The sequence below is a fragment of the Pseudomonas sp. PS02302 genome, assembly GCF_029959585.1.
Classification (GTDB): Bacteria; Pseudomonadota; Gammaproteobacteria; order Pseudomonadales; family Pseudomonadaceae; genus Chryseomonas; species Chryseomonas aestiva.
Map to the genome: position 1 here is coordinate 1 of NZ_JASCON010000028.1, position 21,926 is coordinate 21,926.

A 21,926-nucleotide genomic window follows, 5' to 3' on the forward strand; every position below is an offset into this window, starting at 1 on the left:
AGGCCGATCTGGTCGGCCTCGACAACCACCAGGCCATCGCCGACGGCGTGGCCCACCTGCAGCGCCAGGGGTATCGCGACCTGCTGCTGGTCAGCGAACCCCTGGACGGCACCAGCTCCCGCCACCAGCGGCTGACGGCCTTCGATGCGGCCCTGGCCGAACACCCCGACTGTCGTGGCGGGCATTGCGCCCAGGCCGACGATGCCCTGGCCCTGCAGAGGGCGCTGGCCGCCTTCCTCGCCAGCCCCGGTCCCGGTCCCAAGGCGCTGCTCAGCGCCAACGGCGTGGCGACCCTGGCGACGACCCTGGCGCTGCAGGCGCTGGGCGAACCCCTGTTCGAACGCCTCGGCCTGCTCGCTCTCGACGACCTCGACTGGTTTCCCCTGGTGGGTGGCGGCATCAGCGCCCTGGCCCAGCCGACCCATGCCCTGGGCATAGCCGCCTTCGAGCGGTTGCAGCGGCGTATCGACGGGGATCGCAGCGCCCCGGTGCAGCAGACCTTCGGTGCGGAGCTGCGCATCCGTCAGTCGACTCGCGCTCGAACCTAGAGGCACCTTTCGCCCTTTTGCTCATCTTTTGTTGAAACCGGTTTCAGGAGAACAACAATGCCACCGGAGATCGCCATCACCACCTCGGCCTTTGGCGCCGACGAGGTCCGTACCCAAGGTCAGGCCGCCTGGCTCGACCTGATCGCCGCCGCCGGCGCCACCCATGTGGAAATCCGCGCCGAACTCTTCACCGAGGCGCCCGATTTCGCCGCCCTGGGCGCCGCCATCCAGGCGGCTGGTCTGGGCTGTGTCTATTCGGTCCCCCTCGAACTCTGGCCCGACGCAGGCGCAGCCCTCTCGCCGCGTCTGCCCGAAGCCCTCGCGGAAGCCCGCCTGCTGGGCGCCGATACGCTCAAGGTATCCCTCGGGCACTACCGCCCGGCGGCCGATCTGGCGGCGCTCGCCAGCCTGCTGACCGGCGCTGGTCCGCAGCTGCTGGTGGAAAACGACCAGACCGCCCAGGGCGGCCGGGTCGAGCCACTGCGCGCCTTCACTCAGGCGGCTCGGGCAGCCCAGCTGCCGGTGGGGCTGACCTTCGACGTCGGCAACTGGCGCTGGCAGGACGAAGATCCCTTGCAGGCCGCCCGCCTGCTCGGTCCGGACGTTCGTTACCTGCATTGCAAGGCGGTGCGCCGACGCGCCGGTGGCCTGCACGCCGTGCCGCCGGAAGCCGCCGACCTGCTGGCCTGGCAGGGACTGATGGGGCACTTCCCCAGCGGCCTGCGCCGCGCCATCGAATTTCCGCTGATGGGAGCGGACCTGCTGGCCGAGAGTCGCCGCCAGGTGGCAGCCCTGCGCACCCTGGATGGGCAGGCCCGGGAGGAACGCCGGCATGGCTGACATCGACATCCTCGCCTTTGGCGAAACCATGACCATGTTCGTCGCCGAGACGCCGGGCGAGCTGGCCACGGTCGGCCAGTTCGGCAAGCGCATCGCCGGTGCCGACAACAACGTGGCCATCGGCTTGAGCCGCCTGGGTTTCAAGGTCGCCTGGCTGTCGCGGGTGGGCGATGACTCCTTCGGCCGCTTCGTGCGGGCCAGTCTCGAAGCCGAGGGGCTGGACTGCCGCCGCCTCACCGTCGATCCCCGGCACCCTACCGGTTTCCAGCTGAAGTCCCGTGCCGTCGATGGCAGCGATCCGGTGGTGGAATACTTCCGCCGCGGCTCGGCGGCCAGCCACCTCAACATCGAGGAAGACTTCGACCCCAGCCTGCTGCAGGCGCGTCATCTGCATGCCACCGGTATTCCGCCGGCGCTGTCGCCCAGCGCCCGCGCCTTCAGCCACCACCTGCTGCAGGCCATGCGCGACGCCGGCCGCAGCATCTCCTTCGACCCCAATCTGCGGCCGTCGCTGTGGGACAGCGAAGACCGGATGCGCCGCGAACTCAACGACCTCGCCGCCCTGGCCGACTGGGTGCTGCCCGGCCTGGCCGAGGGTCGACTGCTGACCGGTTACGACACCCCGGCGGACATCGCCGCCTTCTACCTGGATCGCGGCGCCAAGGCCGTGGCCATCAAGCTCGGCCCCGAGGGTGGCTACTGGCGCACGCCCGACGCCGAGGGCGAGGTCCCCGGCGTACCGGTGGCCGAGGTGGTCGACACCGTCGGCGCCGGCGATGGCTTCGCCACCGGGTTCGTCAGCGCCCTGCTCGACGGCCTCGACGTCGCCGCCGCCGTCGCCCGCGGCAACTGGATCGGCGCCCGCGCCGTGCAGGTGGTCGGTGACATGGAAGGACTGCCCTACCGCCACGAACTCCCCTGATCGACGCCAACCCCCTGACAAGAACAATCAAGCAGGTGACCCCATGAACGCTTCCCCTCTCGCTCCACGCCGCTGGTGGTATCTGATGCCGGTGGTCTTCATCACCTACAGCCTGGCCTATCTCGACCGGGCCAACTACGGCTTCGCCGCCGCCTCGGGCATGGCCGACGACCTGGGCATCACCCCGGCGATGTCCTCGCTGCTCGGTGCGCTGTTCTTTCTCGGCTACTTCTTCTTCCAGGTGCCCGGCGCCATCTATGCCGAGAAGCGCAGCGTCAAGCGGCTGATCTTCTGGAGCCTGATCGCCTGGGGTGGCCTGGCCACCCTCACCGGCTTGGTGCCCAACGTCACCCTGCTGATCGCCATCCGCTTTCTGCTCGGGGTGGTCGAGGCGGCGGTGATGCCGGCGATGCTGGTCTATCTCTGCCACTGGTTCACCAAGCGCGAGCGTTCGCGGGCCAACACCTTTCTGATCCTCGGCAATCCGGTGACCATCCTCTGGATGTCGGTGGTCTCGGGCTATCTGATCCACGCTCTGGACTGGCGCTGGATGTTCATCATCGAAGGCCTGCCGGCGGTGATCTGGGCCTTTATCTGGTGGCGCCTGGCCGCCGAGCGGCCCAAGGATGCCAAGTGGCTCGCCGCTGACGAAAAGGCCCGCCTGGAAGAAGCGCTGAAGGCCGAGCAGCAGGGTATGAAGCCGGTCAAGAACTACGCCGAAGCCTTCCGCTCGCCCAAGGTCATCCTGCTGTCGCTGCAGTATTTCTGCTGGAGCATCGGCGTCTATGGCTTCGTCATCTGGTTGCCGTCGATCCTGCGCCAGGGCGCCCACCTGGACATCGTTCAGGCCGGCTGGCTGTCCTCGCTGCCCTATCTGGCCGCGGTACTGGCCATGCTCGGCGTGTCCTGGGCCTCGGACCGCATGCAGAATCGCAAGCTGTTCGTCTGGCCGCCGCTGCTCATCGCCGCCCTGGCCTTCCTCGGTTCCTTCGCCCTCGGCACCCAGCACTTCTGGTGGTCCTATGCCCTGCTGGTGATCGCCGGTGCCTGCATGTACGCCCCCTACGGCCCCTTCTTCGCCATCGTTCCGGAAATCCTGCCCGGCAACGTCGCCGGCGGTGCAATGGCGCTGATCAACAGCATGGGCGCTTTGGGCTCCTTTGCCGGCTCCTACCTGGTGGGCTATCTCAACGGCGTGACCGGCGGCCCCGGGGCGTCCTTCGGCTTCATGGGCGGCGCCCTGCTGGTGGCCGTGGTCCTGACCCTGCTGCTGCGCCAGGAACCGGTCACCCGCGCCGCGGCGCTCAAGCCCGCCACCAGTCACTAGAGGAAGCGCTGTCCATGAAAAAGAAGGTGATCCACTACAAGGCCCTGTCGCCGGCGCTGACCGCGCGCCTGGACGAGGCCTTCGACCTGGAATACGTCGACGTCAAGGCGCCGGGCGGTGAGGCCCGCCTGCGCGAACGCCTGCCCGAAGCCCAGGGGCTGCTCGGCTCCAGCTTCAAGCTGACGCCCGAACTGCTGGACCTGGCCCCCCAGCTGGAGGCCATCGCCAGTGTCTCGGTCGGCTTCGACAGCTATGACCTGCCCTATCTGGAGCGGCGCGGCATCCTGCTCTGCAACACCCCGGATGTGCTCACCGAAAGCGTCGCCGATGCCGCATTCGCCCTGCTGCTCGCCACCGCGCGGCGCATCGTCGAACTGGCGGACTGGGTCCGCGCCGGCCAGTGGCAAGCCAGTCTGGGCGAGGCGCATTTCGGTTGCGACGTCCATGGCAAGACCCTGGGCCTGGTGGGCATGGGCCGCATCGGCCAGGCCATCGCCCGCCGCGCCCACCTGGGTTTCGGCATGCAGGTCAACTACACCGCCCACGCCGCCAAGCCCGAGGTGGACGAGCGCTTTGGCGCACGCTTCCTGCCGCTGCCCGAGTTGCTGGCGAGCTGCGACTTCCTCTGTGTCACCGTGCCCCTGAGCGACGAGACCCATCACCTGCTCGGTGCTGCCGAACTGGTCCGATTGCCGGCCCACGCCATCCTGATCAACGTCTCGCGCGGCCCGGTCATCGACGAAGCCGCCCTGATCGCCGCCCTGCAGGAAGGCCGGCTGCGTGGAGCGGGCCTGGACGTCTTCGATCGCGAACCCGTGGCGCCGGACTCGCCCCTGCTGCAGCTGCCCAACGTGGTGCCCACGCCGCACTTGGGCTCGGCGACCCACGAGACGCGCGAGGCCATGGCCTGTTGCGCGGTGGACAACCTGCTGGCCGCCCTGGGCGGTCAGCGGCCGGCGAATCTGGTCAATCCGCAGGCCTGGACGCGGCGCGAGTGAGTCTTGGCCGTGATTTGTGGTCAGACAAGTACCATAACAACGGAGAACGCCCCATGACCGCCTTCGACGATCCCCAAGCCTTCGTCAACCGCGTGCGCGAGCAGGCCGCCGATGCCGAACGTAGCGGCGACATCCCGCGTCTGCTGCAACTGGTCAATGAGCTGGCCACCGCCTTCGAGCGCCAGGCCCGCAGCACGGCGGCGGACAATGCGGGCGTGGTACGCGCGGTCGAGGAATTCGAGCGGCACGAGGGCACCTGATCCGGCCTGCCGGTCGTGACCCGTTCGATACCGTGAGCGATCAGCGCCCCGAGGTCTAGCGTCAGTGCCCATTGCCACCCATACCCTGCTCGGCCGGCTGCTCAAGCTGGTCCCGCGGGAGACCCCGGCTCCGTTGCGCTATCTGGGCGCTACCCTGCTGATCGCCATCGCGGCCGGGATTCGCCTGAGCCTGGGCATCGACAGCCTGCCCTATCTGCTGTTTATTCCCTTCATCATGGCCGCGGCCTTCTGGTTCGGCCTGGGTCCCGGCATCTTCGCCACCCTGTTGTCGGTGCTGTTGGCCGAGACCCTTTTCGTCAAGACGCCGGCCTATTTCGCGCTGTTCTCCGAGCGCTGGGTGTCCCATGCGCTGTTCGTGCTGGTCAACGTGATCATGGCAATGGTCTGCGCGGCCCAGCGCCGCAGCCTGGAGTCGCTCTATCGCTTCGCCGGCAATCTCGGCGCAGAGGTGACCCTGCGTACCCGGCAGCGCGACCTGATCTGGCAGGCCAGCCCCGACCTGCTCTGCACGGCCAGCCTGGAAGGCCAGTTGCTGGACCTCAATCCGGCCTGGACCAGCACCCTGGGCTGGAGCGCCGAGCAACTGCACCACGAGCCCTTCACGGCCTTTGTCCACGCCGAGGATCGCGCCCGCACCGAGGCGGCGCTGGAGCGCCTCAAGCTCGGTGAACCGGTGTTCGGCTTCGAGAATCGCTATCGCCATCGCGCGGGCGGCTATCGCTGGCTGTCGTGGAATGCGGTGCTGCAGGACGGCCTCATCTACGCCGCGGTGCGTGAAGTCACGGCCATCCGCGAGCAACAGGAGGCCCTGCGCCAGACCGAGGAACAGCTTCGCCAGAGCCAGAAGATGGAAGCCGTGGGCCAGCTGACCGGAGGCATCGCCCATGACTTCAACAACCTGCTGACCGGCGTGATCGGCAGCCTGGACATGCTCAGTCTGAGACTCGAACAGGGCCGCTTCACCGATCTCGAACGCTATGCCAGTGGCGCCAAGGGTGCTGCCGAGCGCGCTGCGGCCCTGACCCACCGCCTGCTCGCCTTTTCCCGCCGCCAGGCGCTGGATCCCGCGGCTACCCAGACCAATGCCCTGGTGCTGGGCATGGAAGAACTCATCCGCCGCTCGGTCGGTCCCCAGGTCGAGATCCATATCGAACTGGCGGAGGCGGTGAATCTCACCCTGTGCGATCCCCATCAGCTGGAGAACGCCCTGCTCAACCTGTGCATCAACGCCCGGGATGCCATGCCCGAGGGCGGAATGTTGCGCATCGTCACCGCCAATCGCCGGCTCAACGAGGCCCAGGCTGCGGCGCTGGAATTGCCGGCTGGCGACTATGTGACCCTGGCGGTGCTCGATACCGGCTCCGGGATGCCGCCCGCGGTACTGGCACGAGCCTTCGATCCCTTCTTCACCACCAAGCCGGTGGGCATGGGTACCGGGCTTGGCCTGTCGATGATCTATGGCTTCGCCAAGCAGTCCGGCGGGGTCGCCTATATCGCCTCGGCACCTGGCCAAGGCACCACCGTGACCCTCTATCTGCCGCGCCTGGTGGAGTCTTCAGCGCCGTCGGTGGAGACGCCGCCGGCTCCAGCGCTGCGCTATCCCGACGGCATGACGGTCCTGGTGGTGGACGACGAACCCCTGGTGCGCATGCTGGTGGACGAAGCCCTGCGCGAACATCGCATCCATACCCTGGAGGCGACCGATGCCGCCGCGGCGCTGCAGATACTGGAATCGGACATCCCGCTGGACCTGCTGATTGCCGATGTCGGCCTGCCGGGCGGGCTGAGTGGCTGCCAGCTCGCCGCCCTGGCCCGGGAACGCCGCCCGGGTCTGATGACCCTGCTGATCACCGGCTATGCCGAGGCCAACCTGCCCGGCGAGTCCTTGCCCGTTCCGGATGTCGAGGTGCTGGCCAAGCCCTTCACCCTGGAACGGCTGATGGCCCGCATCGATCTGCTGCTGGCCGCCCGTGGACAAGGGCCGCAGGCCTGATACCGCTGCCCTGAGCCGAGCGGGGCCGACAAACGCCGCCAGTTGGTGGACAATACGCGGCTATCCACAGGCAACCGGATCGAAACACCCGCATGAGCGATCTCTCCGCGCACACGCCCATGATGCAGCAGTACCTCAAGATCAAGCATCAGCATCCCGAACAGCTGCTGTTCTATCGCATGGGCGATTTCTACGAGCTGTTCTATGACGACGCCCGGCGTGCCGCCAAGTTGCTCGACATCACCCTGACCGCCCGCGGCGCCTCGGCCGGCAAGTCCATCCCCATGGCCGGTATCCCCTTCCACTCCGCCGAAGGCTACCTGGCCAAGCTGGTCAAGCTCGGCGAATCGGTGGTGATCTGCGAGCAGATCGGCGACCCCGCCACCAGCAAGGGCCCGGTGGAACGCCAGGTGGTGCGCATCATCACTCCCGGCACCGTCAGTGACGAAGCGCTGCTGGACGAGCGCCGCGACAACCTGCTGACCGCCGTGCTGGGCGACGAGCGCCTGTTCGGCCTGGCCGTGCTGGACATCGCCAGCGGCCGCTTCACCGTGCAGGAACTGGCCGGCTGGGAGACCCTGCTGGCCGAGCTGGATCGCCTCAATCCCGCCGAGCTGCTGATCCCCGACGACTGGCCTGCCGGCCTGCCCGCCGAGAAGCGCCGCGGCGTCCGTCGCCGCGCGCCCTGGGACTTCGACTGCGATTCGGCGCTCAAGAGTCTCTGCCAGCAATTCGGCACCGGTGATCTCAAGGGCTTCGGCTGCGACAAGCTGGGCCTGGCCCTCGGCGCCGCCGGTTGCCTGCTGGCCTATGCCAAGGAAACCCAGCGCACCGCCCTGCCGCACCTGCGCAGCCTCCGGCACGAGCGCCTGGACGACACCGTCATCCTCGACGGCGCCAGCCGTCGTAACCTGGAGCTGGACGTCAACCTGGCCGGGGGCCGCGACAACACCCTGCAGTCGGTGGTGGACCGCTGCCAGACCGCCATGGGCAGTCGTCTGCTGACCCGCTGGCTGAATCGCCCACTGCGCAATCGCGCCATCATCGAAGCCCGCCAGGACGCCATCACCTGCCTGCTGGAGGGCTATCGCTTCGAATCGCTGCAGCCGCAGCTCAAGGATATCGGCGACCTGGAGCGCATCCTCGCCCGCATCGGCCTGCGCAACGCCCGCCCGCGCGACCTCGCGCGCCTGAGAGACGCCCTGGCCGCGCTGCCGGCGCTGCAGGAGGGGCTGACGCAGATGATCGCCCCGCACCTGCTCGACCTGGCCAAGAGCATCCAGACCTATCCGGAACTGGCTGCGACCCTGGCCCGCGCCATCCTCGACAATCCGCCGGCGGTGATCCGCGACGGCGGCGTCATCAAGCGCGGCTACGACAGCGAGCTGGACGAGCTGCAGACCCTGAGCGAAAACGCCGGTCAGTTCCTCATGGATCTGGAGGCCCGCGAAAAGGCCCGCACCGGTCTGCAAGGCCTCAAGGTCGGCTACAACCGCGTCCACGGCTATTTCATCGAGATTCCCAGCCGCCAGGCCGAGTCGGCACCCGCCGACTACATCCGCCGCCAGACCCTCAAGGGCGCCGAGCGCTTCATCACCCCGGAGCTCAAGGCCTTCGAAGACAAGGCGCTGTCGGCCCAGAGCCGCGCCCTGGCGCGGGAAAAGGCCCTCTACGAGGCGCTGCTGGAAGAACTCATCGGTCACCTGGCGCCCTTGCAGGACAGCGCCGCGGCCCTGGCCGAACTGGACGTCCTGGCCAACTTCGCCGAGCGCGCCCTCAACCTGGACCTGAACAAGCCGCGCTTCGTCGCGGAGCCCTGCCTGAAGATCGGCCAGGGTCGTCACCCGGTGGTGGAGCAGGTGCTGGAAACGCCCTTCGTCGCCAACGACGTCACCCTCGACAACGACACCCGCATGCTGGTGATCACCGGTCCGAACATGGGCGGCAAGTCCACCTACATGCGCCAGACCGCGCTGATCGTGCTGCTGGCGCACGTCGGCAGCTTCGTTCCGGCGGCGAGTTGCGAGCTGTCCCTGGTGGATCGCATCTTCACCCGCATCGGCTCCAGCGACGACCTGGCCGGTGGCCGCTCCACCTTCATGGTGGAGATGAGCGAGACCGCCAACATCCTGCACAACGCCAGCGAGCACAGCCTGGTGCTGATGGACGAAGTCGGCCGCGGCACCAGTACCTTCGACGGCCTGTCCCTGGCCTGGGCCGCCGCCGAGCAACTGGCGCGCCTGCGCGCCTGGACGCTGTTCGCCACCCACTACTTCGAGCTGACCGTGCTGCCGGAGGGCCAGCCGAGCGTGGCCAACGTCCACCTCAACGCCACCGAGCACAACGACCGCATCGTCTTCCTGCACCATGTGCTGCCCGGTCCGGCCAGCCAGAGCTATGGCCTGGCCGTGGCCCAACTGGCCGGGGTACCGGAGGACGTCATCCTGCGCGCGCGGGAGCATCTGGCCCGCCTGGAAGCGGCCAGTTTCAACGGTGAGGTAGGGGCACCCCTGCCGGTGAGCGCGCCGGTCAAAGACCGTCCGCTACAGGCCGATCTGTTCGCCAGCGCCGCCCATCCTCTCATCGAGGAACTGGAACGCCTGCAGCCGGACGACCTCACACCCAGACGGGCCCTGGAGCTTATCTACGAATGGAAAAAGCGTATCTGAGTTAACGGATACGAGGGTTCCGGCAATGCTGCTAGAATCCGCCGCCTTAGCCTGAGGAGAACGAGCAGATGACCTTCGTCGTCACTGACAACTGCATCAAATGCAAATATACCGACTGCGTGGAAGTCTGCCCGGTGGACTGCTTCTACGAAGGCCCCAACTTCCTGGTGATTCACCCGGACGAGTGCATCGACTGCGCCCTGTGCGAACCCGAATGCCCGGCCCAGGCGATCTTCTCGGAAGACGAGGTACCGGCCGGCCAGGAAGCCTTCATCGAACTCAACAGTGAGCTGGCCAACATCTGGCCGAACATCACCGAGAAGAAGGAAGCCCTGCCCGACGCCGCCGAATGGGATGGCAAGACCGGTAAGCTCGCCCAGCTCGAGCGCTAGGCCGCGCCTGGAAAATCCAGGCCAAAAAAAAGGGGGCGGATCGCTCCGCCCCCTTCGTCCCTGTCCCTGTAATCCTGTCACCTTCCTGGTGAACCTCGTCCCGAGGTGATCCCGATCCGCTTCCTGCCGATCCGCGTCGTCCCAGACACAGCGCCGATAGTACGCTTCTGCCGAAAGCTGGCAATCTGCCACGGTCGGTCACTGCGAGCGCGCTCTGCACGCCGCTCGAAACAGAAAAGCGTTATCCAGCAAGCACTTGGCTATTATTCAGGCTGCGCAAGCGGTGCTTTCCGGCAGCGCCAAGCGATACATGCTTACGCGGACTGTAAGCCAGGGCTTACAACAACACGCAGAAAAAAGCCCGGATAAATCCGGGCTCCGTTTGGCTGAGATTCAGCTAGACGCGTTCAGAACAGCGATTCACTGGACAGGCCGTTGCGCTCGAAGATCTCGCGCAACCGCTTGAGCGCCTCGACCTGGATCTGCCTGACTCGCTCGCGGGTGAGCCCTATCTCCTGGCCGACTTCTTCCAGGGTGCAGGCTTCATGGCCACGTAGACCGAAGCGACGCACCACCACCTCGCGCTGCTTTTCCGGCAGCTCCAGCAGCCACTGGTCGATGCTCTGGTTGAGATCCGAATCCTGCAGCAGTTCGCACGGATCGGTCGGTCGGTCGTCGGTCAGGGTATCGAGCAGGGTCTTGTCGGAATCGGGGCCGAGGACCATGTCCACCGAGCTGATCCGCTCGTTGAGGCCCATCACCCGCTTGACGTCCGCTACCGGCTTCTCCAGCAGGGCGGCGATTTCCTCGGGCGAAGGCTCGTGGTCGAGCTTCTGGGTCAGTTCGCGCGCGGCGCGCAGATGCAGGTTGAGTTCCTTGACCACATGGATCGGCAGGCGAATGGTGCGGGTCTGATTCATGATCGCCCGCTCGATGGTCTGCCGGATCCACCAGGTGGCATAGGTGGAGAATCGGAAACCCCGCTCGGGATCGAACTTCTCCACAGCGCGAATCAGGCCCAGGTTGCCCTCCTCGATCAGATCGAGCAGCGACAGTCCGCGGTTGATATAGCGTCGGGCGATCTTCACCACCAGGCGCAGATTGCTTTCGATCATGCGCTTGCGACCGGCAGGATCGCCGCGCTGGGCGAGCCGGGCGAAATGCACTTCCTCTGCTGGTGACAGCAGCGGCGAAAAGCCGATTTCGTTGAGATAGAGCTGAGTGGCGTCGAGCGCTCGGCCGTAATCGGCCAGCTTCGCCCCACGCAGGACCTGGTTGCCGCGCCCGGAGAGCGCCTTGGTCATGGCTGAATCGGCGGATTCCTCACCGAAGGGATTGGAATCGAGAAGCAGGACATCATCGCCGAGGTCGTACTCGGTTTCTTGTTTGTTCTGGATCATCTTGAGTAACCCTTGCTCGTCTGCGCTTCGAGCCAGGGCGTATCGATACGTTGCCGATGCGCCATGACTCGCCCCCAAAAAGCTGCGGGATCGAGTCGGCGCCTAGCGAATCAGCGATTGGGCAAAAACTGCAAGGGATCCACCGGCTTGCCCTGACGGCGAATCTCGAAATGGAGTTTGACTCGGTCGGTCCCGGTCGAACCCATCTCGGCAATCGTCTGCCCTATCTTGACACGCTCACCTTCCCGAACCAGCAACCTACGATTGTGACCGTATGCACTGACGTAGGTTTCGCTGTGTTTGACGATAACCAGTTCACCATAACCCCGTAGACCATTTCCCGCATAGACCACAGTGCCGTCGGCAGCGGCCATCACGGGCTGGCCTTCCTGCCCGGCGATGTCTATTCCCTTGTTTAGGCTGCTGCTAGCCGAGAAGCGGCTGATCAACGTACCTTTCGTCGGCCAGGCCCAACCGGATGCGGATTGGGGGACATCACGGGTCGGCGTCTGCGCGGGCGTCACCGGCGTCGGCGGGGGCGCGGCGGGCAGGTTGGGGGTCACCACCGGGGTGGCGGCGGTGGGACTGGAGGTGACGGGCGGCGGGATGGGCACCGGTGTCGCCACCGGAGTGCCGGGTGCCGGACCGGAAGCTACCGTGGCCGGTCGCCGGATGATGCGACTGGAACCACTGGCGCTGGAACCGCTGCCGAAACGGATGACCTGGCCGACATGGATGACATAGGGTGCCCCGAGGCCGTTCTGGGCCGCCAGGGCACGCCATTCCCAGCCGTTGCGGGAAGCGATGGAGAACAGGGTGTCACCGCGCTTGACGCGATACTGCCCGGAAGTGACCTGGGGTACGCTGCTGCGACCATCGCCGCGGTCGACCACCGGCGCTCGCGAACCGTTGCTCGAACAGCCCGCCAGCAGCAGGGCCACGAGCACTCCCGCCAGCCAGCCTGAACGCCCTCGTCCTGGAAATCCTTGCGCTCGGGCCTTCACCCGTTCCTCCCGCAGAGTCTGATCATCGACCGTCCGGCCATCCCGCCGGCCTCAAGCGGCCGCAGCCGCCAGGCAGCCTTGGAGCGCGGTACCGGGGTAACGTTCCCTGTCGCTCACTGGGCCAGGGGTCCATTGAGCAGCGGCACGAAACGGACGGCATTGAGTTCGTGGCGGACGAAGCCTTCGGCTTCGCGCACGATCAGCAGAAGCTTCTGCTCCTCGTCGACGCCTACCGGGATCACCAGGCGACCACCGGGTGCCAGCTGGTCGAGCAGCGCCTGGGGCACTTCCCGCGCTGCGGCGGTGACGATGATGCCATTGTAGGGCGCCAGCGCCGGCCAGCCTTCCCAGCCATCGCCCCAGCGAAACACCACGTTGCGCAGATTGAGTTCGAGCAGACGCTCCTTGGCTCTGTCCTGCAGCGACTGTATACGCTCCACGGAAAATACCCGTTCCACGGTCTGCGCCAGGATGGCGGTCTGGTAGCCGGAGCCGGTGCCGATCTCCATGACCTTGTCCAGCGGACCGCCGGCGAGCAGCAGCTCGGTCATGCGCGCCACCATGAACGGCTGGGAGATGGTCTGGTTGTGACCGATGGGCAGCGCCGTGTCCTCGTACGCACGATGGGCCAGGGCCTCGTCGACGAACAGGTGACGCGGCGTACGGCGGATCACCTCCAGCACCTGAGCGTTGGACAGCCCCTCTTCGTAGAGGCGCTGGATGAGGCGCTCCCGGGTGCGCTGGGAGGTCATACCGATGCCGTGTCTTTGCATATGCTCTTGCCCCTGAGTCATGCCAGCAGCTCCGTCAGAGCCTGCAGGCCGGCGAAGCCCTCGCGGAAGGTGCGATCAAACTGCAGCGGCGTCACCGAGACATAGCCTTCCAGCACGGCATGGAAGTCGGTGCCCGGTCCGCCATCCACCGCATCGCCGGAAACCGAGATCCAGTAGCCCGCCTTGCCACGCGGATTGACCTCGCGCACCGGCGGCTTGGCCTGGGCGCGGTGACCCAGACGGGTCAGCTGCAGACCCTTGATCTGCGCAAGCGGCAGATCCGGGATGTTGACGTTGAGGACGGTGCGCGGTGGCAGATCGAAGCGCTCGTGCAGCGCCACGATGCGGGCAGCGATCTCGGCGGCCACCGCCATGTTGTCGGCACTGCGCGACACCAGCGAGAAAGCCAGTGCCGGGAGGCTGAGGAAACGCCCTTCCATGGCCGCGGCCACGGTACCGGAATAGAGGACATCGTCGCCGAGGTTGGCGCCCAGGTTGATGCCGGCCACCACCATGTCCGGCGTCTCTTCCAACAGCCCATTGAGGCCGAGGTGAACGCAATCGGTAGGCGTGCCGTTGACGCCCAGGAAGCCATTGGGCAGGCGCTGCGGATGCAGGGGGCGGTCCAGCGTCAGGGCACTGCTCACGCCGCTCATGTCATAGAGCGGCGCGACTACCTGGCACTCGTAGTCCGCACGGGCGGAGAGCGCGGCATGCAGCGCGGCGATACCGGGGGCCAGCACCCCATCGTCGTTGGCGATCAGAAGTCGCATGGATGTTCCGTCTGCCCTGCCTCGCCAAGCGTTACCAGCTCGCGAACCACTGCGGTGGCGAAACAGCCGGCCGGCAGGACGAATTCGAGTTGCAGAATGTCAGGAGCGGGATAATGCCACGTCAGGCCTCCGATGGGGAGGCGCAGGATGCGCCGCTCATGCGAGAGGCCGGCACCGGCCAGCCAGGCGGGCAGCTCTGCGGCGGCCCTGGCCACCTCCTGCTCCAGAACGGCGGCCGGACCCTGCACCGGGGTTTCACCGGCGCCCCACAGCGGGCCGGTGGGGTGCAGATCGAGCGCCGCCAGGCGCGGATCCGCCAGATCGGCGGCGGTCGCCGGAAAGTGGCTGCGGCTGTCGGTGAAGGCCAGCAGGTCGCCTTCCTGCGCCTGATTCCAGGAGCCGTCGGCGATGCGTCCGGCCAGTACCTGATTGAACAGCCAGCTGCGCGCGGCGGACAGCGTCCGTGAACGCCGGTTGCGCTGTTCGGGCAGACGCTGCTCGCGGGCGCAGGTCTGGGCGTCGGCCAGATTGCCGCCCTGGTAGCCGAAGCGCTGCGGGCCGAAATAGTTGGGTACGCCGCCGGTGGCGATGGCCTGCAGGCGCGCCTCCAGCACTGCCGGATCGGCCTGGAGCCCGGTCAGGCGCAGGCGGAAGCCATTGGCGGCATGGGCGCCCCGCTGCAGCTTGCGCCGGTGCCGACCCTGCTGGAGGATCACCAGCGTCTCGTCGCAGGCGGCTGCCAGATCCGGATCGGCCTTGCCCGGCAGGTGCAGGCTGAACCACTGGCGGGTCAGGGCCTGGCGATCCTTGAGGCCGGCGTAGCTGATCGCCCGCTGCGGCACCCCGGCGGCGCGCGCCAGGCGGCGCACGGCTTCCTCGGTGTTGAGGCCGCGCTTCTCGACCCATAGCCAGAGGTGCTCGCCATCACCGCTCAGCGGGATGTCCAGCACCTCGTCCACTTGGAAGTCCTCGGCGCTGGCCTTGAGGATCGCCTGGCCGCAGGGCTCGCCATGGGCACGCGGCCCGAGCAGCTGGTCTTCGGTCATAGTGGCAGTAGCAGGGCCACGGCGTGCACGGCGATGCCCTCTTCGCGCCCGACGAAACCCAGACGCTCGGTGGTGGTGGCCTTGACGTTGACCTGGCCCAGTTCAACCTGCAGGTCTTCGGCGATGGCCTGGCGCATGGCCTCGATGTGCGGCGCCATCTTGGGCGCCTGGGCGGCGATGGTGCCGTCGACGTTGCCGACCTTCCAGCCCTGTTCACGGACCAGTCCGACCACATGGCGCAGGAGCACCCGACTGTCGGCGCCCTTGAAGCGCGGATCGGTATCGGGGAAATGCTTGCCGATGTCGCCCAGGGCGGCCGCACCCAGCAGGGCATCGGCCAGGGCGTGCAGCAGCACGTCGCCGTCGGAGTGGGCGACCAGGCCACGGTGGTGGGGAATACGAATGCCACCGAGGGTAATGAAATCGCCCTCGCCGAAGGCGTGAACGTCGAAACCGTGACCTATGCGCATGAACAGAGACGCCCTGGAAAATGACAGGGCGTCGATTCTACCGGCTGTGGGCAGGCGCCGTCGCCCTTACAAGGTCGACAGCGCCGCCGCGTGATGCCGCAGGTGGTCGTCGATGAAGCTGGCAACGAAGAAGTAGCTGTGGTCATACCCCGGCTGCAGACGCAGTTCCAGCGGATGACCCGCGGCTTCCGCCGCCCGCTGCAGGGCCTGGGGCTTGAGCTGTTCAGCGAGGAAGCTGTCCTGCTCACCCTGGTCGACCAGCAGCGGCAGGCGCTCCTCGGCCTTGGCCAGCAGCGCACAGGCATCCCACTCCGCCCAGCTGCTGCGGTCGTCACCCAGGTAGTGGGAGAACGCCTTGTGCCCCCAGGGACAATCCAGCGGGTTGACGATGGGCGAGAAGGCCGACACCGAACGATAGCGCCCCGGATGGCGCAGGGCGCAGATCAGGGCCCCGTGGCCACCCATGGAATGACCGCTGACGCCGCGACGATCCGAAACCGGGAAGTTGGCCTCGATCAGCGCCGGCAGCTCCTCCACCACATAGTCGTGCATGCGGTAGTGCTTGGCCCAGGGCTGCTGGGTGGCATTGATGTAGAAGCCGGCGCCCAGGCCGAAGTCCCAGGCCTTTTCCGGGTCGTCCGGTACGCTTTCGCCGCGCGGACTGGTGTCCGGCGCCACCAGCACCAGGCCCAGCTCGGCCGCCAGGCGCTGGGCGCCGGCCTTCTGCATGAAGTTCTCGTCGGTGCAGGTCAGCCCCGACAGCCAGTAGAGCACCGGCAGATCGCTGCGGGCTTCCGCCTGCGGTGGCAGGTAGACGGCAAAGGTCATGTCGCAGTCGAGACTGCGCGCGCGATGGCGATAGCGCTTGTGCCAGCCGCCGAAACTCTTGTTGCTGGAGAGCAGTTCGAGACTCATGGTCATCTCCCGTGCAGAGGGCGCCCCAGGGCGCCCGCCTGGCGATCAGTAGTGGACGACGGTGCGGATGCTCTTGCCTTCATGCATCAGCTCGAAGGCCTCGTTGATCTGCTCCAGGCCCATGGTGTGGGTGATGAAGGTGTCCAGCGGGATCTCGCCGCTCTGCGCCTTGCGTACATAACCGGGCAGCTCGCTGCGGCCCTTGACGCCACCGAAGGCGCTGCCGCGCCAGACGCGACCGGTCACCAGCTGGAACGGCCGGGTACTGATCTCCTGGCCAGCCCCGGCCACGCCGATGATCACCGACTCGCCCCAGCCCTTGTGGCAGCATTCCAGGGCCGCACGCATCAGGTTGACGTTGCCGACGCACTCGAAGCTGTAGTCGACGCCGCCGTCGGTCAGCTCGACGATGACCTCCTGAATCGGCTTCTGGTGATCCTTGGGATTGACGAAGTCGGTGGCGCCCAGTTCGCGGGCGATGTCGAACTTGGATGGATTGATGTCGATGGCAATGATGCGGCTGGCCTTGGCCATCTTGGCACCAATGATGGCCGCCAGGCCGATGCCACCCAGACCGAAAACCGCAACAGTGGCGCCCTCTTCCACCTTGGCGGTGTTGAGCACGGCGCCGATGCCGGTGGTCACGCCACAGCCCAGCAGGCAGACCTTTTCCAGGGGCGCCTCGGCGGGGATCTTGGCCACCGAGACCTCCGGCAGCACCGTGTACTCGGAGAAGGTGGAGCAGCCCATGTAGTGGTAGATCGGCTCGCCGTTGTAGGAGAAGCGGGTGGTGCCGTCGGGCATCAGGCCCTTGCCCTGGGTCGCGCGCACCGAGCTGCAGAGGTTGGTCTTGCCGGATTTGCAGAATTTGCACTGGCCGCATTCGGCGGTGTACAGCGGGATGACGTGATCGCCCACGGCGACCGAGGTCACGCCCTCGCCCACCGCCTCGACGATGCCACCGCCCTCGTGACCGAGGATGCAGGGAAAGACGCCCTCGGAGTCCTGGCCGGACAGGGTGTAGGCGTCGGTATGGCAGACGCCGGTGGCGACGATGCGGATGAGTACCTCACCGGCCTTGGGCGGCTCGACGTCCACTTCGACGATTTTCAGGGGCTCGTTGGGCGCGAAGGCTACGGCGGCGCGGGACTTGATCATGGTCGACTCCAGAGGGACGAAAAAACGAGGTGACCAGTTTAGACGCCAGAATTTCTGAAACAATCGGGCATACTGGAATTCATTTTTGCTACAGGGAAACAATCATGGGCTGGGAGGGCATCGATGAATTCGTCGCGGTGGCGAGCACCCTGCACTTCGGCCAGGCCGCCGATCGGCTGGGCACCTCGACCTCCCATGTCAGTCGCCAGATCGCTCGCCTGGAAGAGCGTCTGCAGGCGCGCCTGCTCTATCGCAGCACCCGCAGTGTCGCCCTCACCGAAGCCGGCCACACCTTTCTGCAGCACTGTCGCCGTCTGCAGGAGGCGCGCGACGAAGCCCTGCGTGAGGTCAGCGATCTATCCAGCCAGCCCAAGGGGCTGATCCGCATGACCTGCGCCGTGACCTATGGCGAGCGTTTCGTCGTGCCCCTGGTCAACGATTTCCTCGCCCGCCATCCCGAGGTGAGTCTGGAGCTGGACCTGACCAACCGCACCGTCGACCTCCTGCACGAGGGCTACGATCTGGCCATCCGCCTGGGTCGCCTGGCCGATTCCCGCCTGGTGGCGACGCGTCTGGCGCCGCGCGAACTCTATCTGTGCGCCGCACCCAGCTATCTGGAACGCTTCGGCGCGCCCCATACCCTGTCCGAGCTGAGTCGCCATCGTTGCCTGGTCGGCACCAGCGACATCTGGAGCTTTCGCGAAAACGAGCGCGAGGTGCTGCACCGGGTCCAGGGTTCCTGGCGCTGCAACAGCGGCCAGGCGGTGCTCGACGCCGCCCTGCGCGGCTTCGGTCTGTGCCAGTTGCCGGACTACTACGTGCAGCCGCATCTGGCCCGCGGCGAGCTGCGCGCCCTGCTGGACAATCGTCAGCCGCCCAACAGCGCGGTCTGGGCGCTCTATCCGCAGCGGCGCTTTCTCTCACCGAAGATTCGCCTGCTGGTGGAGCACCTCAAGCAGGGCCTGGGCACCCCGCGCCCAGGAACTCGCTACCCGGCGGGTTGAGCGCAGCGAGCGCGTCTTTTCAGCGATGGGCCGCTGCGGGCCTGGATCCTAGGCCTCGGCGAAGACCTGTTGCAGTCGCTGCAGGTCTTCGGGGGTGGTGACCTTGATGTTGTCCGCCCGGCCTTCCACCAGCCGCGGCGCATGCCCGGCCCATTCCATCGCCGACGCTTCGTCGGTGATGGCGGCGCCCGCTGCCAGGCCGGCGCTCAGGGCGTCACGCAGGGCACCGAGACGGAACATCTGCGGCGTATAGGCCAGCCAGACCTGGCTGCGATCCACGGTTTCGCTCACCCGGCCATCGCGGCCAACGCGCTTGAGGGTATCCCGCGCCGGCACGCCCAGGAGACCACCTACCGGGTCCTGGGCCAGTTCGGCCAGCAGCCGGTCCAGATCCTCGCGACAGAGATTGGGCCGCGCGGCATCGTGCACCAGTACCCAGTCGCCGTCGGTGGCGCCCTGCTCGTTCAGCAGCAGCAGGCCACCGAGTACCGAGTCGGCGCGCTCGCGACCGCCCGGGGCGCGCAGGATGCGGGCATCACGGGCGCAGGCCAGCGTCGGCCACCAGGGGTCTTCCGGCGCCAGGCTCACCGCCAGGCCGCGCAGGCGCGGATGGTCGAGAAAACAGTCGAGGGTGCGCTCCAGCAGGCTGCGGCCGCACAGGTCGAGGTATTGCTTGGGTCGGTCGGCACGCATCCGCGCACCCACGCCCGCGGCGGGGATGACCGCCCAGAAGGAAGGCAGAAGGGACATTATTTGGATTGCAGAAAGAGGGTTTCGCCTTGTTTGACCATGCCGAGTTCGTGGCGGGCACGCTCCTCGACGGTCTCCATACCTTTCTTGAGCTCGACGACCTCGGCTTCGAGGATCTCATTGCGCTCCAGCAGGCGCTTGTTCTCACCATTCTGGTCGGCGATCTGCTGCTTGAGTTCGCGCACCTGGGCGAAGCTGCCATCACCGACCCACAGGCGATACTGAAGACCGCCGAGCAGCAGGAGCAGGAAGGGGAACAGCCAGTAGGGACTTCGCATGGGAGATAACGGATTCGCGGACGGCGGATGCCGCAAAGGCGGCGGCAGAGACGAAAACAGGATAGAAGCCCAGCTCTACGCTTGTAAACTGGGCATCTATCCTGTGGTCCGTCGGACGTGGCGGGAAGCGCTGACGCGAGTCAGCGCCTCCCCGGTCGCACAGCCCTTAGCTGCGGAACTCGGCACGGCCGCGGTAAGGCGCCTTGGCACCCAGCTGCTCTTCGATGCGCAGCAGCTGGTTGTACTTGGAGACGCGATCGGAGCGGCACAGCGAACCGGTCTTGATCTGACCGGCGGCGGTGCCCACGGCCAGGTCGGCGATGGTGGAGTCTTCGGTCTCGCCGCTGCGGTGGGAGATCACCGCGGTGTAGCCGGCGGCCTTGGCCATCTGGATGGCTTCCAGGGTCTCGGTCAGGGAACCGATCTGGTTGAACTTGATCAGGATCGAGTTACCGATGCCCTTCTCGATGCCTTCCTTGAGGATCTTGGTGTTGGTGACGAACAGGTCGTCGCCCACCAGCTGCACCTTGCTGCCGATCTTGTCGGTCAGCGCCTTCCAGCCGGCCCAGTCGGACTCGTCCATGCCATCTTCGATGGAGATGATCGGGAATTGCTCGGTCAGCCCGGCCAGGTAGTCGGCGAAACCGTTGGCGTCGAAGGCCTTGCCCTCGCCAGACAGGTCGTACTGGCCGTCCTTGTAGAATTCGCTGGAAGCGCAGTCCAGGGCCAGGGTCACGTCGGTGCCCAGCGCGTAGCCGGCGTTCTTCACCGCTTCGGCGATGGCGGCCAGGGCGTCGGCGTTGGAAGCCAGGTTCGGCGCGAAGCCGCCTTCGTCACCCACGGAGGTGCTCAGGCCCCGGGCCTTGAGCACGGCTTTGAGGTGATGGAAGATCTCGGCACCCACGCGCAGGGCGTCGGCAAAGCTCTTGGCGCCGACCGGCTGGACCATGAATTCCTGAATGTCGACGTTGTTGTCGGCATGCTCGCCGCCGTTGATGATGTTCATCATCGGCACCGGCATGGAGTACTGACCGGGAGTGCCGTTCAGGTTGGCGATGTGGGCGTAGAGCGGCAGGTCCTGGTCTTCGGCAGCGGCCTTGGCAGCCGCCAGGGACACAGCCAGGATGGCGTTGGCGCCCAGCTTGGCCTTGTTCTCGGTACCGTCCAGCTCGATCATGGCGCGGTCCAGGGCCTTCTGGTCGCTCGGATCCTTGCCCAGCAGCAGGTCACGGATCGGGCCATTGATGTTGCCCACGGCCTTCAGCACGCCCTTGCCCAAATAACGGCTCTTGTCGCCGTCGCGCAGCTCCAGTGCCTCGCGCGAACCGGTGGACGCGCCGGACGGCGCGGTGGCGCGACCGACGATACCATTGTCCAGGATAACGTCCGCTTCAACGGTGGGGTTGCCGCGGGAATCCAGGACTTCACGTCCCTTGATGTCGACGATGTTAGCCATTTTTGTATCGATCTCCATGTTACCGGTCATTGACGGATCAGCCTTCGGCTGCGCCTGGGCGTTTTGGTTCAGCCGCCGCTTAGGCAGTTTCGATCGGCGTGAACGACTTCACCAGCTCGTCCAGCGCCTTGAGCTGGGCCAGGAAGGGCTCCAGCTTCTCCAGGCGCAGGGCACAGGGGCCGTCGCACTTGGCATGTTCGGGATCCGGATGGGCTTCGAGGAACAGACCGGCCAGGCCCTGGCTCATGCCGGCCTTGGCCAGGTCGGTGACCTGGGCGCGGCGGCCGCCGGCGGAATCGGCGCGACCGCCCGGCATCTGCAGGGCATGGGTCACGTCGAAGAACACCGGGTAGCCGAAGCTCTTCATGACGCCGAAGCCGAGCATGTCGACCACCAGGTTGTTGTAGCCGAAGGAGGAGCCCCGCTCGCAGAGGATCAGCTGGTCGTTGCCGGCTTCTTCGCACTTGGCGAGGATGTGCTTCATCTCCTGGGGCGCGAGGAACTGCGCCTTCTTGATATTGATCACGGCGTCGGTCTTGGCCATCGCCACCACCAGATCGGTCTGCCGCGAGAGGAAGGCCGGCAGCTGGATGATGTCGCACACCGCCGCCACCGGAGCCGCCTGGTAGGGCTCGTGGACGTCGGTGATCACCGGCATGCCGAAGGTGGCCTTGAGCTCTTCGAAGATGCGCAGACCGGCTTCCATGCCCGGACCGCGATAGCTGGTCACCGAGGAGCGGTTGGCCTTGTCGAAGCTGGCCTTGAAGACATAGGGGATGCCGAGCTTCTCGGTCACCTTGACGTATTGCTCGCAGACCTGCATGGCCAGGTCACGGGATTCCAGCACGTTCATGCCGCCGAACAGCACGAAGGGCTTGTCGTTGGCGATCTCGATGTTGCCGACGCGGACGATCTTCTGCACGGTCATG

22 protein-coding genes are annotated in these 21,926 nt (G+C 66.6%); 10 read left to right on the top strand and 12 right to left on the bottom strand.

Annotated features, from left to right (window positions below; translation table 11 throughout):
* From QMX82_RS11570 to fdxA, 9 genes are all read left to right on the top strand, one after another.
* On the top strand, positions 1-548 hold a 548-nt coding region (locus QMX82_RS11570), incomplete at its 5' end, for a substrate-binding domain-containing protein (RefSeq protein WP_282283572.1).
* Between the two features lie 57 nt (positions 549-605).
* Complete coding sequence (locus QMX82_RS11575) at positions 606-1,388, top strand: sugar phosphate isomerase/epimerase family protein (RefSeq protein ID WP_282283573.1); 783 nt, start codon at positions 606-608, stop codon at positions 1,386-1,388.
* Positions 1,381-2,310, top strand: a complete 930-nt coding sequence (locus tag QMX82_RS11580) for a sugar kinase (RefSeq protein WP_208694460.1) — start codon at positions 1,381-1,383, stop codon at positions 2,308-2,310. Before QMX82_RS11575 ends, QMX82_RS11580 begins: the two co-directional genes overlap by 8 nt.
* A gap of 43 nt (positions 2,311-2,353) precedes the next feature.
* Positions 2,354-3,637 carry an MFS transporter gene (locus QMX82_RS11585; RefSeq protein ID WP_208694459.1) on the top strand — a complete coding sequence of 428 codons (1,284 nt, stop codon included), beginning with the start codon at positions 2,354-2,356 and terminating at the stop codon, positions 3,635-3,637.
* Positions 3,638-3,651: 14 nt separating this feature from the next.
* Entirely contained in the window at positions 3,652-4,635 is a 984-nt protein-coding gene (locus QMX82_RS11590) for an NAD(P)-dependent oxidoreductase (RefSeq protein WP_208694458.1), read from the top strand.
* Positions 4,636-4,688: 53 nt separating this feature from the next.
* A complete protein-coding gene (locus QMX82_RS11595) occupies positions 4,689-4,895 on the top strand; it encodes a hypothetical protein (RefSeq protein ID WP_158895980.1) in 207 nt (68 codons plus the stop codon).
* 64 nt (positions 4,896-4,959) lie between these two features.
* Complete coding sequence (locus QMX82_RS11600) at positions 4,960-6,909, top strand: hybrid sensor histidine kinase/response regulator (protein ID WP_208694457.1); 1,950 nt, start codon at positions 4,960-4,962, stop codon at positions 6,907-6,909.
* Positions 6,910-7,001: 92 nt separating this feature from the next.
* Positions 7,002-9,578 (top strand): DNA mismatch repair protein MutS, encoded by a 2,577-nt coding sequence (mutS, locus tag QMX82_RS11605; RefSeq protein ID WP_208694456.1) that lies wholly within the window; start codon positions 7,002-7,004, stop codon positions 9,576-9,578.
* A gap of 68 nt (positions 9,579-9,646) precedes the next feature.
* Positions 9,647-9,970, top strand: coding sequence for a ferredoxin FdxA (fdxA, locus tag QMX82_RS11610; protein WP_059314069.1), 324 nt, complete (start codon positions 9,647-9,649; stop codon positions 9,968-9,970).
* 407 nt (positions 9,971-10,377) lie between these two features.
* On the opposite strand, the gene rpoS is transcribed toward fdxA, so the two are convergent.
* The 8 genes from rpoS to QMX82_RS11650 all read right to left on the bottom strand — a co-directional run bounded on the left by rpoS (position 10,378) and on the right by QMX82_RS11650 (position 17,509).
* Positions 10,378-11,370 carry an RNA polymerase sigma factor RpoS gene (gene rpoS, locus QMX82_RS11615; protein ID WP_208694455.1) on the bottom strand — a complete coding sequence of 331 codons (993 nt, stop codon included), beginning with the start codon at positions 11,368-11,370 and terminating at the stop codon, positions 10,378-10,380.
* Positions 11,371-11,480: 110 nt separating this feature from the next.
* Positions 11,481-12,317 (bottom strand): peptidoglycan DD-metalloendopeptidase family protein, encoded by an 837-nt coding sequence (locus QMX82_RS11620; RefSeq protein ID WP_261793975.1) that lies wholly within the window; start codon positions 12,315-12,317, stop codon positions 11,481-11,483.
* Between the two features lie 170 nt (positions 12,318-12,487).
* Positions 12,488-13,126, bottom strand: a complete 639-nt coding sequence (locus tag QMX82_RS11625; protein ID WP_007159462.1) for a protein-L-isoaspartate(D-aspartate) O-methyltransferase — start codon at positions 13,124-13,126, stop codon at positions 12,488-12,490.
* Between the two features lie 38 nt (positions 13,127-13,164).
* On the bottom strand, positions 13,165-13,920 hold the full coding sequence (gene surE / locus QMX82_RS11630) for a 5'/3'-nucleotidase SurE (RefSeq protein ID WP_208694454.1): 756 nt from the start codon (positions 13,918-13,920) through the stop codon (positions 13,165-13,167).
* The gene (truD, locus tag QMX82_RS11635; RefSeq protein ID WP_282283588.1) at positions 13,908-14,966 is read right to left on the bottom strand and encodes a tRNA pseudouridine(13) synthase TruD; all 1,059 of its coding nucleotides are present in this window, start codon (positions 14,964-14,966) and stop codon (positions 13,908-13,910) included. Before truD ends, surE begins: the two co-directional genes overlap by 13 nt.
* A complete protein-coding gene (gene ispF / locus QMX82_RS11640) occupies positions 14,963-15,436 on the bottom strand; it encodes a 2-C-methyl-D-erythritol 2,4-cyclodiphosphate synthase (RefSeq protein ID WP_208694452.1) in 474 nt (157 codons plus the stop codon). Before ispF ends, truD begins: the two co-directional genes overlap by 4 nt.
* 66 nt (positions 15,437-15,502) lie before the next feature.
* Positions 15,503-16,357, bottom strand: a complete 855-nt coding sequence (fghA, locus tag QMX82_RS11645) for an S-formylglutathione hydrolase (protein ID WP_208694451.1) — start codon at positions 16,355-16,357, stop codon at positions 15,503-15,505.
* A gap of 39 nt (positions 16,358-16,396) precedes the next feature.
* On the bottom strand, positions 16,397-17,509 hold the full coding sequence (locus QMX82_RS11650) for an S-(hydroxymethyl)glutathione dehydrogenase/class III alcohol dehydrogenase (protein ID WP_017639036.1): 1,113 nt from the start codon (positions 17,507-17,509) through the stop codon (positions 16,397-16,399).
* 101 nt (positions 17,510-17,610) lie between these two features.
* On the opposite strand from QMX82_RS11650, the gene QMX82_RS11655 reads away from it, so the two are divergent.
* Positions 17,611-18,513 carry a LysR substrate-binding domain-containing protein gene (locus QMX82_RS11655; RefSeq protein WP_208694933.1) on the top strand — a complete coding sequence of 301 codons (903 nt, stop codon included), beginning with the start codon at positions 17,611-17,613 and terminating at the stop codon, positions 18,511-18,513.
* Between the two features lie 48 nt (positions 18,514-18,561).
* On the opposite strand, the gene ispD is transcribed toward QMX82_RS11655, so the two are convergent.
* From ispD to kdsA, 4 genes are all read right to left on the bottom strand, one after another.
* A complete protein-coding gene (gene ispD / locus QMX82_RS11660; RefSeq protein WP_282283594.1) occupies positions 18,562-19,263 on the bottom strand; it encodes a 2-C-methyl-D-erythritol 4-phosphate cytidylyltransferase in 702 nt (233 codons plus the stop codon).
* Positions 19,263-19,541 (bottom strand): septum formation initiator family protein, encoded by a 279-nt coding sequence (locus tag QMX82_RS11665; protein WP_007159473.1) that lies wholly within the window; start codon positions 19,539-19,541, stop codon positions 19,263-19,265. Before QMX82_RS11665 ends, ispD begins: the two co-directional genes overlap by 1 nt.
* A gap of 166 nt (positions 19,542-19,707) precedes the next feature.
* Positions 19,708-20,997, bottom strand: coding sequence for a phosphopyruvate hydratase (gene eno / locus QMX82_RS11670; protein WP_133859806.1), 1,290 nt, complete (start codon positions 20,995-20,997; stop codon positions 19,708-19,710).
* Between the two features lie 79 nt (positions 20,998-21,076).
* The gene (gene kdsA / locus QMX82_RS11675; RefSeq protein ID WP_158892283.1) at positions 21,077-21,925 is read right to left on the bottom strand and encodes a 3-deoxy-8-phosphooctulonate synthase; all 849 of its coding nucleotides are present in this window, start codon (positions 21,923-21,925) and stop codon (positions 21,077-21,079) included.
* Position 21,926: the final 1 nt, after the last annotated feature.

Bases quoted from the DNA above. Each gene is read 5' to 3' on its own strand.
- QMX82_RS11625 (WP_007159462.1), bottom strand. From the start codon at position 13,126: ATGACCTCCCAGCGCACCCGGGAGCGCCTCATCCAGCGCCTCTACGAA.
- surE (WP_208694454.1), bottom strand. From the start codon at position 13,920: ATGCGACTTCTGATCGCCAACGACGATGGGGTGCTGGCCCCCGGTATC.
- QMX82_RS11665 (WP_007159473.1), bottom strand. From the start codon at position 19,541: ATGCGAAGTCCCTACTGGCTGTTCCCCTTCCTGCTCCTGCTGCTCGGC.
- fghA (WP_208694451.1), bottom strand. From the start codon at position 16,357: ATGACCATGAGTCTCGAACTGCTCTCCAGCAACAAGAGTTTCGGCGGC.
- ispD (WP_282283594.1), bottom strand. From the start codon at position 19,263: ATGTCCCTTCTGCCTTCCTTCTGGGCGGTCATCCCCGCCGCGGGCGTG.
- QMX82_RS11590 (WP_208694458.1), top strand. From the start codon at position 3,652: ATGAAAAAGAAGGTGATCCACTACAAGGCCCTGTCGCCGGCGCTGACC.
- kdsA (WP_158892283.1), bottom strand. From the start codon at position 21,925: ATGACCGTGCAGAAGATCGTCCGCGTCGGCAACATCGAGATCGCCAAC.
- QMX82_RS11575 (WP_282283573.1), top strand. From the start codon at position 606: ATGCCACCGGAGATCGCCATCACCACCTCGGCCTTTGGCGCCGACGAG.
- rpoS (WP_208694455.1), bottom strand. From the start codon at position 11,370: ATGATCCAGAACAAACAAGAAACCGAGTACGACCTCGGCGATGATGTC.
- QMX82_RS11595 (WP_158895980.1), top strand. From the start codon at position 4,689: ATGACCGCCTTCGACGATCCCCAAGCCTTCGTCAACCGCGTGCGCGAG.
- truD (WP_282283588.1), bottom strand. From the start codon at position 14,966: ATGACCGAAGACCAGCTGCTCGGGCCGCGTGCCCATGGCGAGCCCTGC.
- mutS (WP_208694456.1), top strand. From the start codon at position 7,002: ATGAGCGATCTCTCCGCGCACACGCCCATGATGCAGCAGTACCTCAAG.
- fdxA (WP_059314069.1), top strand. From the start codon at position 9,647: ATGACCTTCGTCGTCACTGACAACTGCATCAAATGCAAATATACCGAC.
- ispF (WP_208694452.1), bottom strand. From the start codon at position 15,436: ATGCGCATAGGTCACGGTTTCGACGTTCACGCCTTCGGCGAGGGCGAT.
- QMX82_RS11580 (WP_208694460.1), top strand. From the start codon at position 1,381: ATGGCTGACATCGACATCCTCGCCTTTGGCGAAACCATGACCATGTTC.
- eno (WP_133859806.1), bottom strand. From the start codon at position 20,997: ATGGCTAACATCGTCGACATCAAGGGACGTGAAGTCCTGGATTCCCGC.
- QMX82_RS11585 (WP_208694459.1), top strand. From the start codon at position 2,354: ATGAACGCTTCCCCTCTCGCTCCACGCCGCTGGTGGTATCTGATGCCG.
- QMX82_RS11650 (WP_017639036.1), bottom strand. From the start codon at position 17,509: ATGATCAAGTCCCGCGCCGCCGTAGCCTTCGCGCCCAACGAGCCCCTG.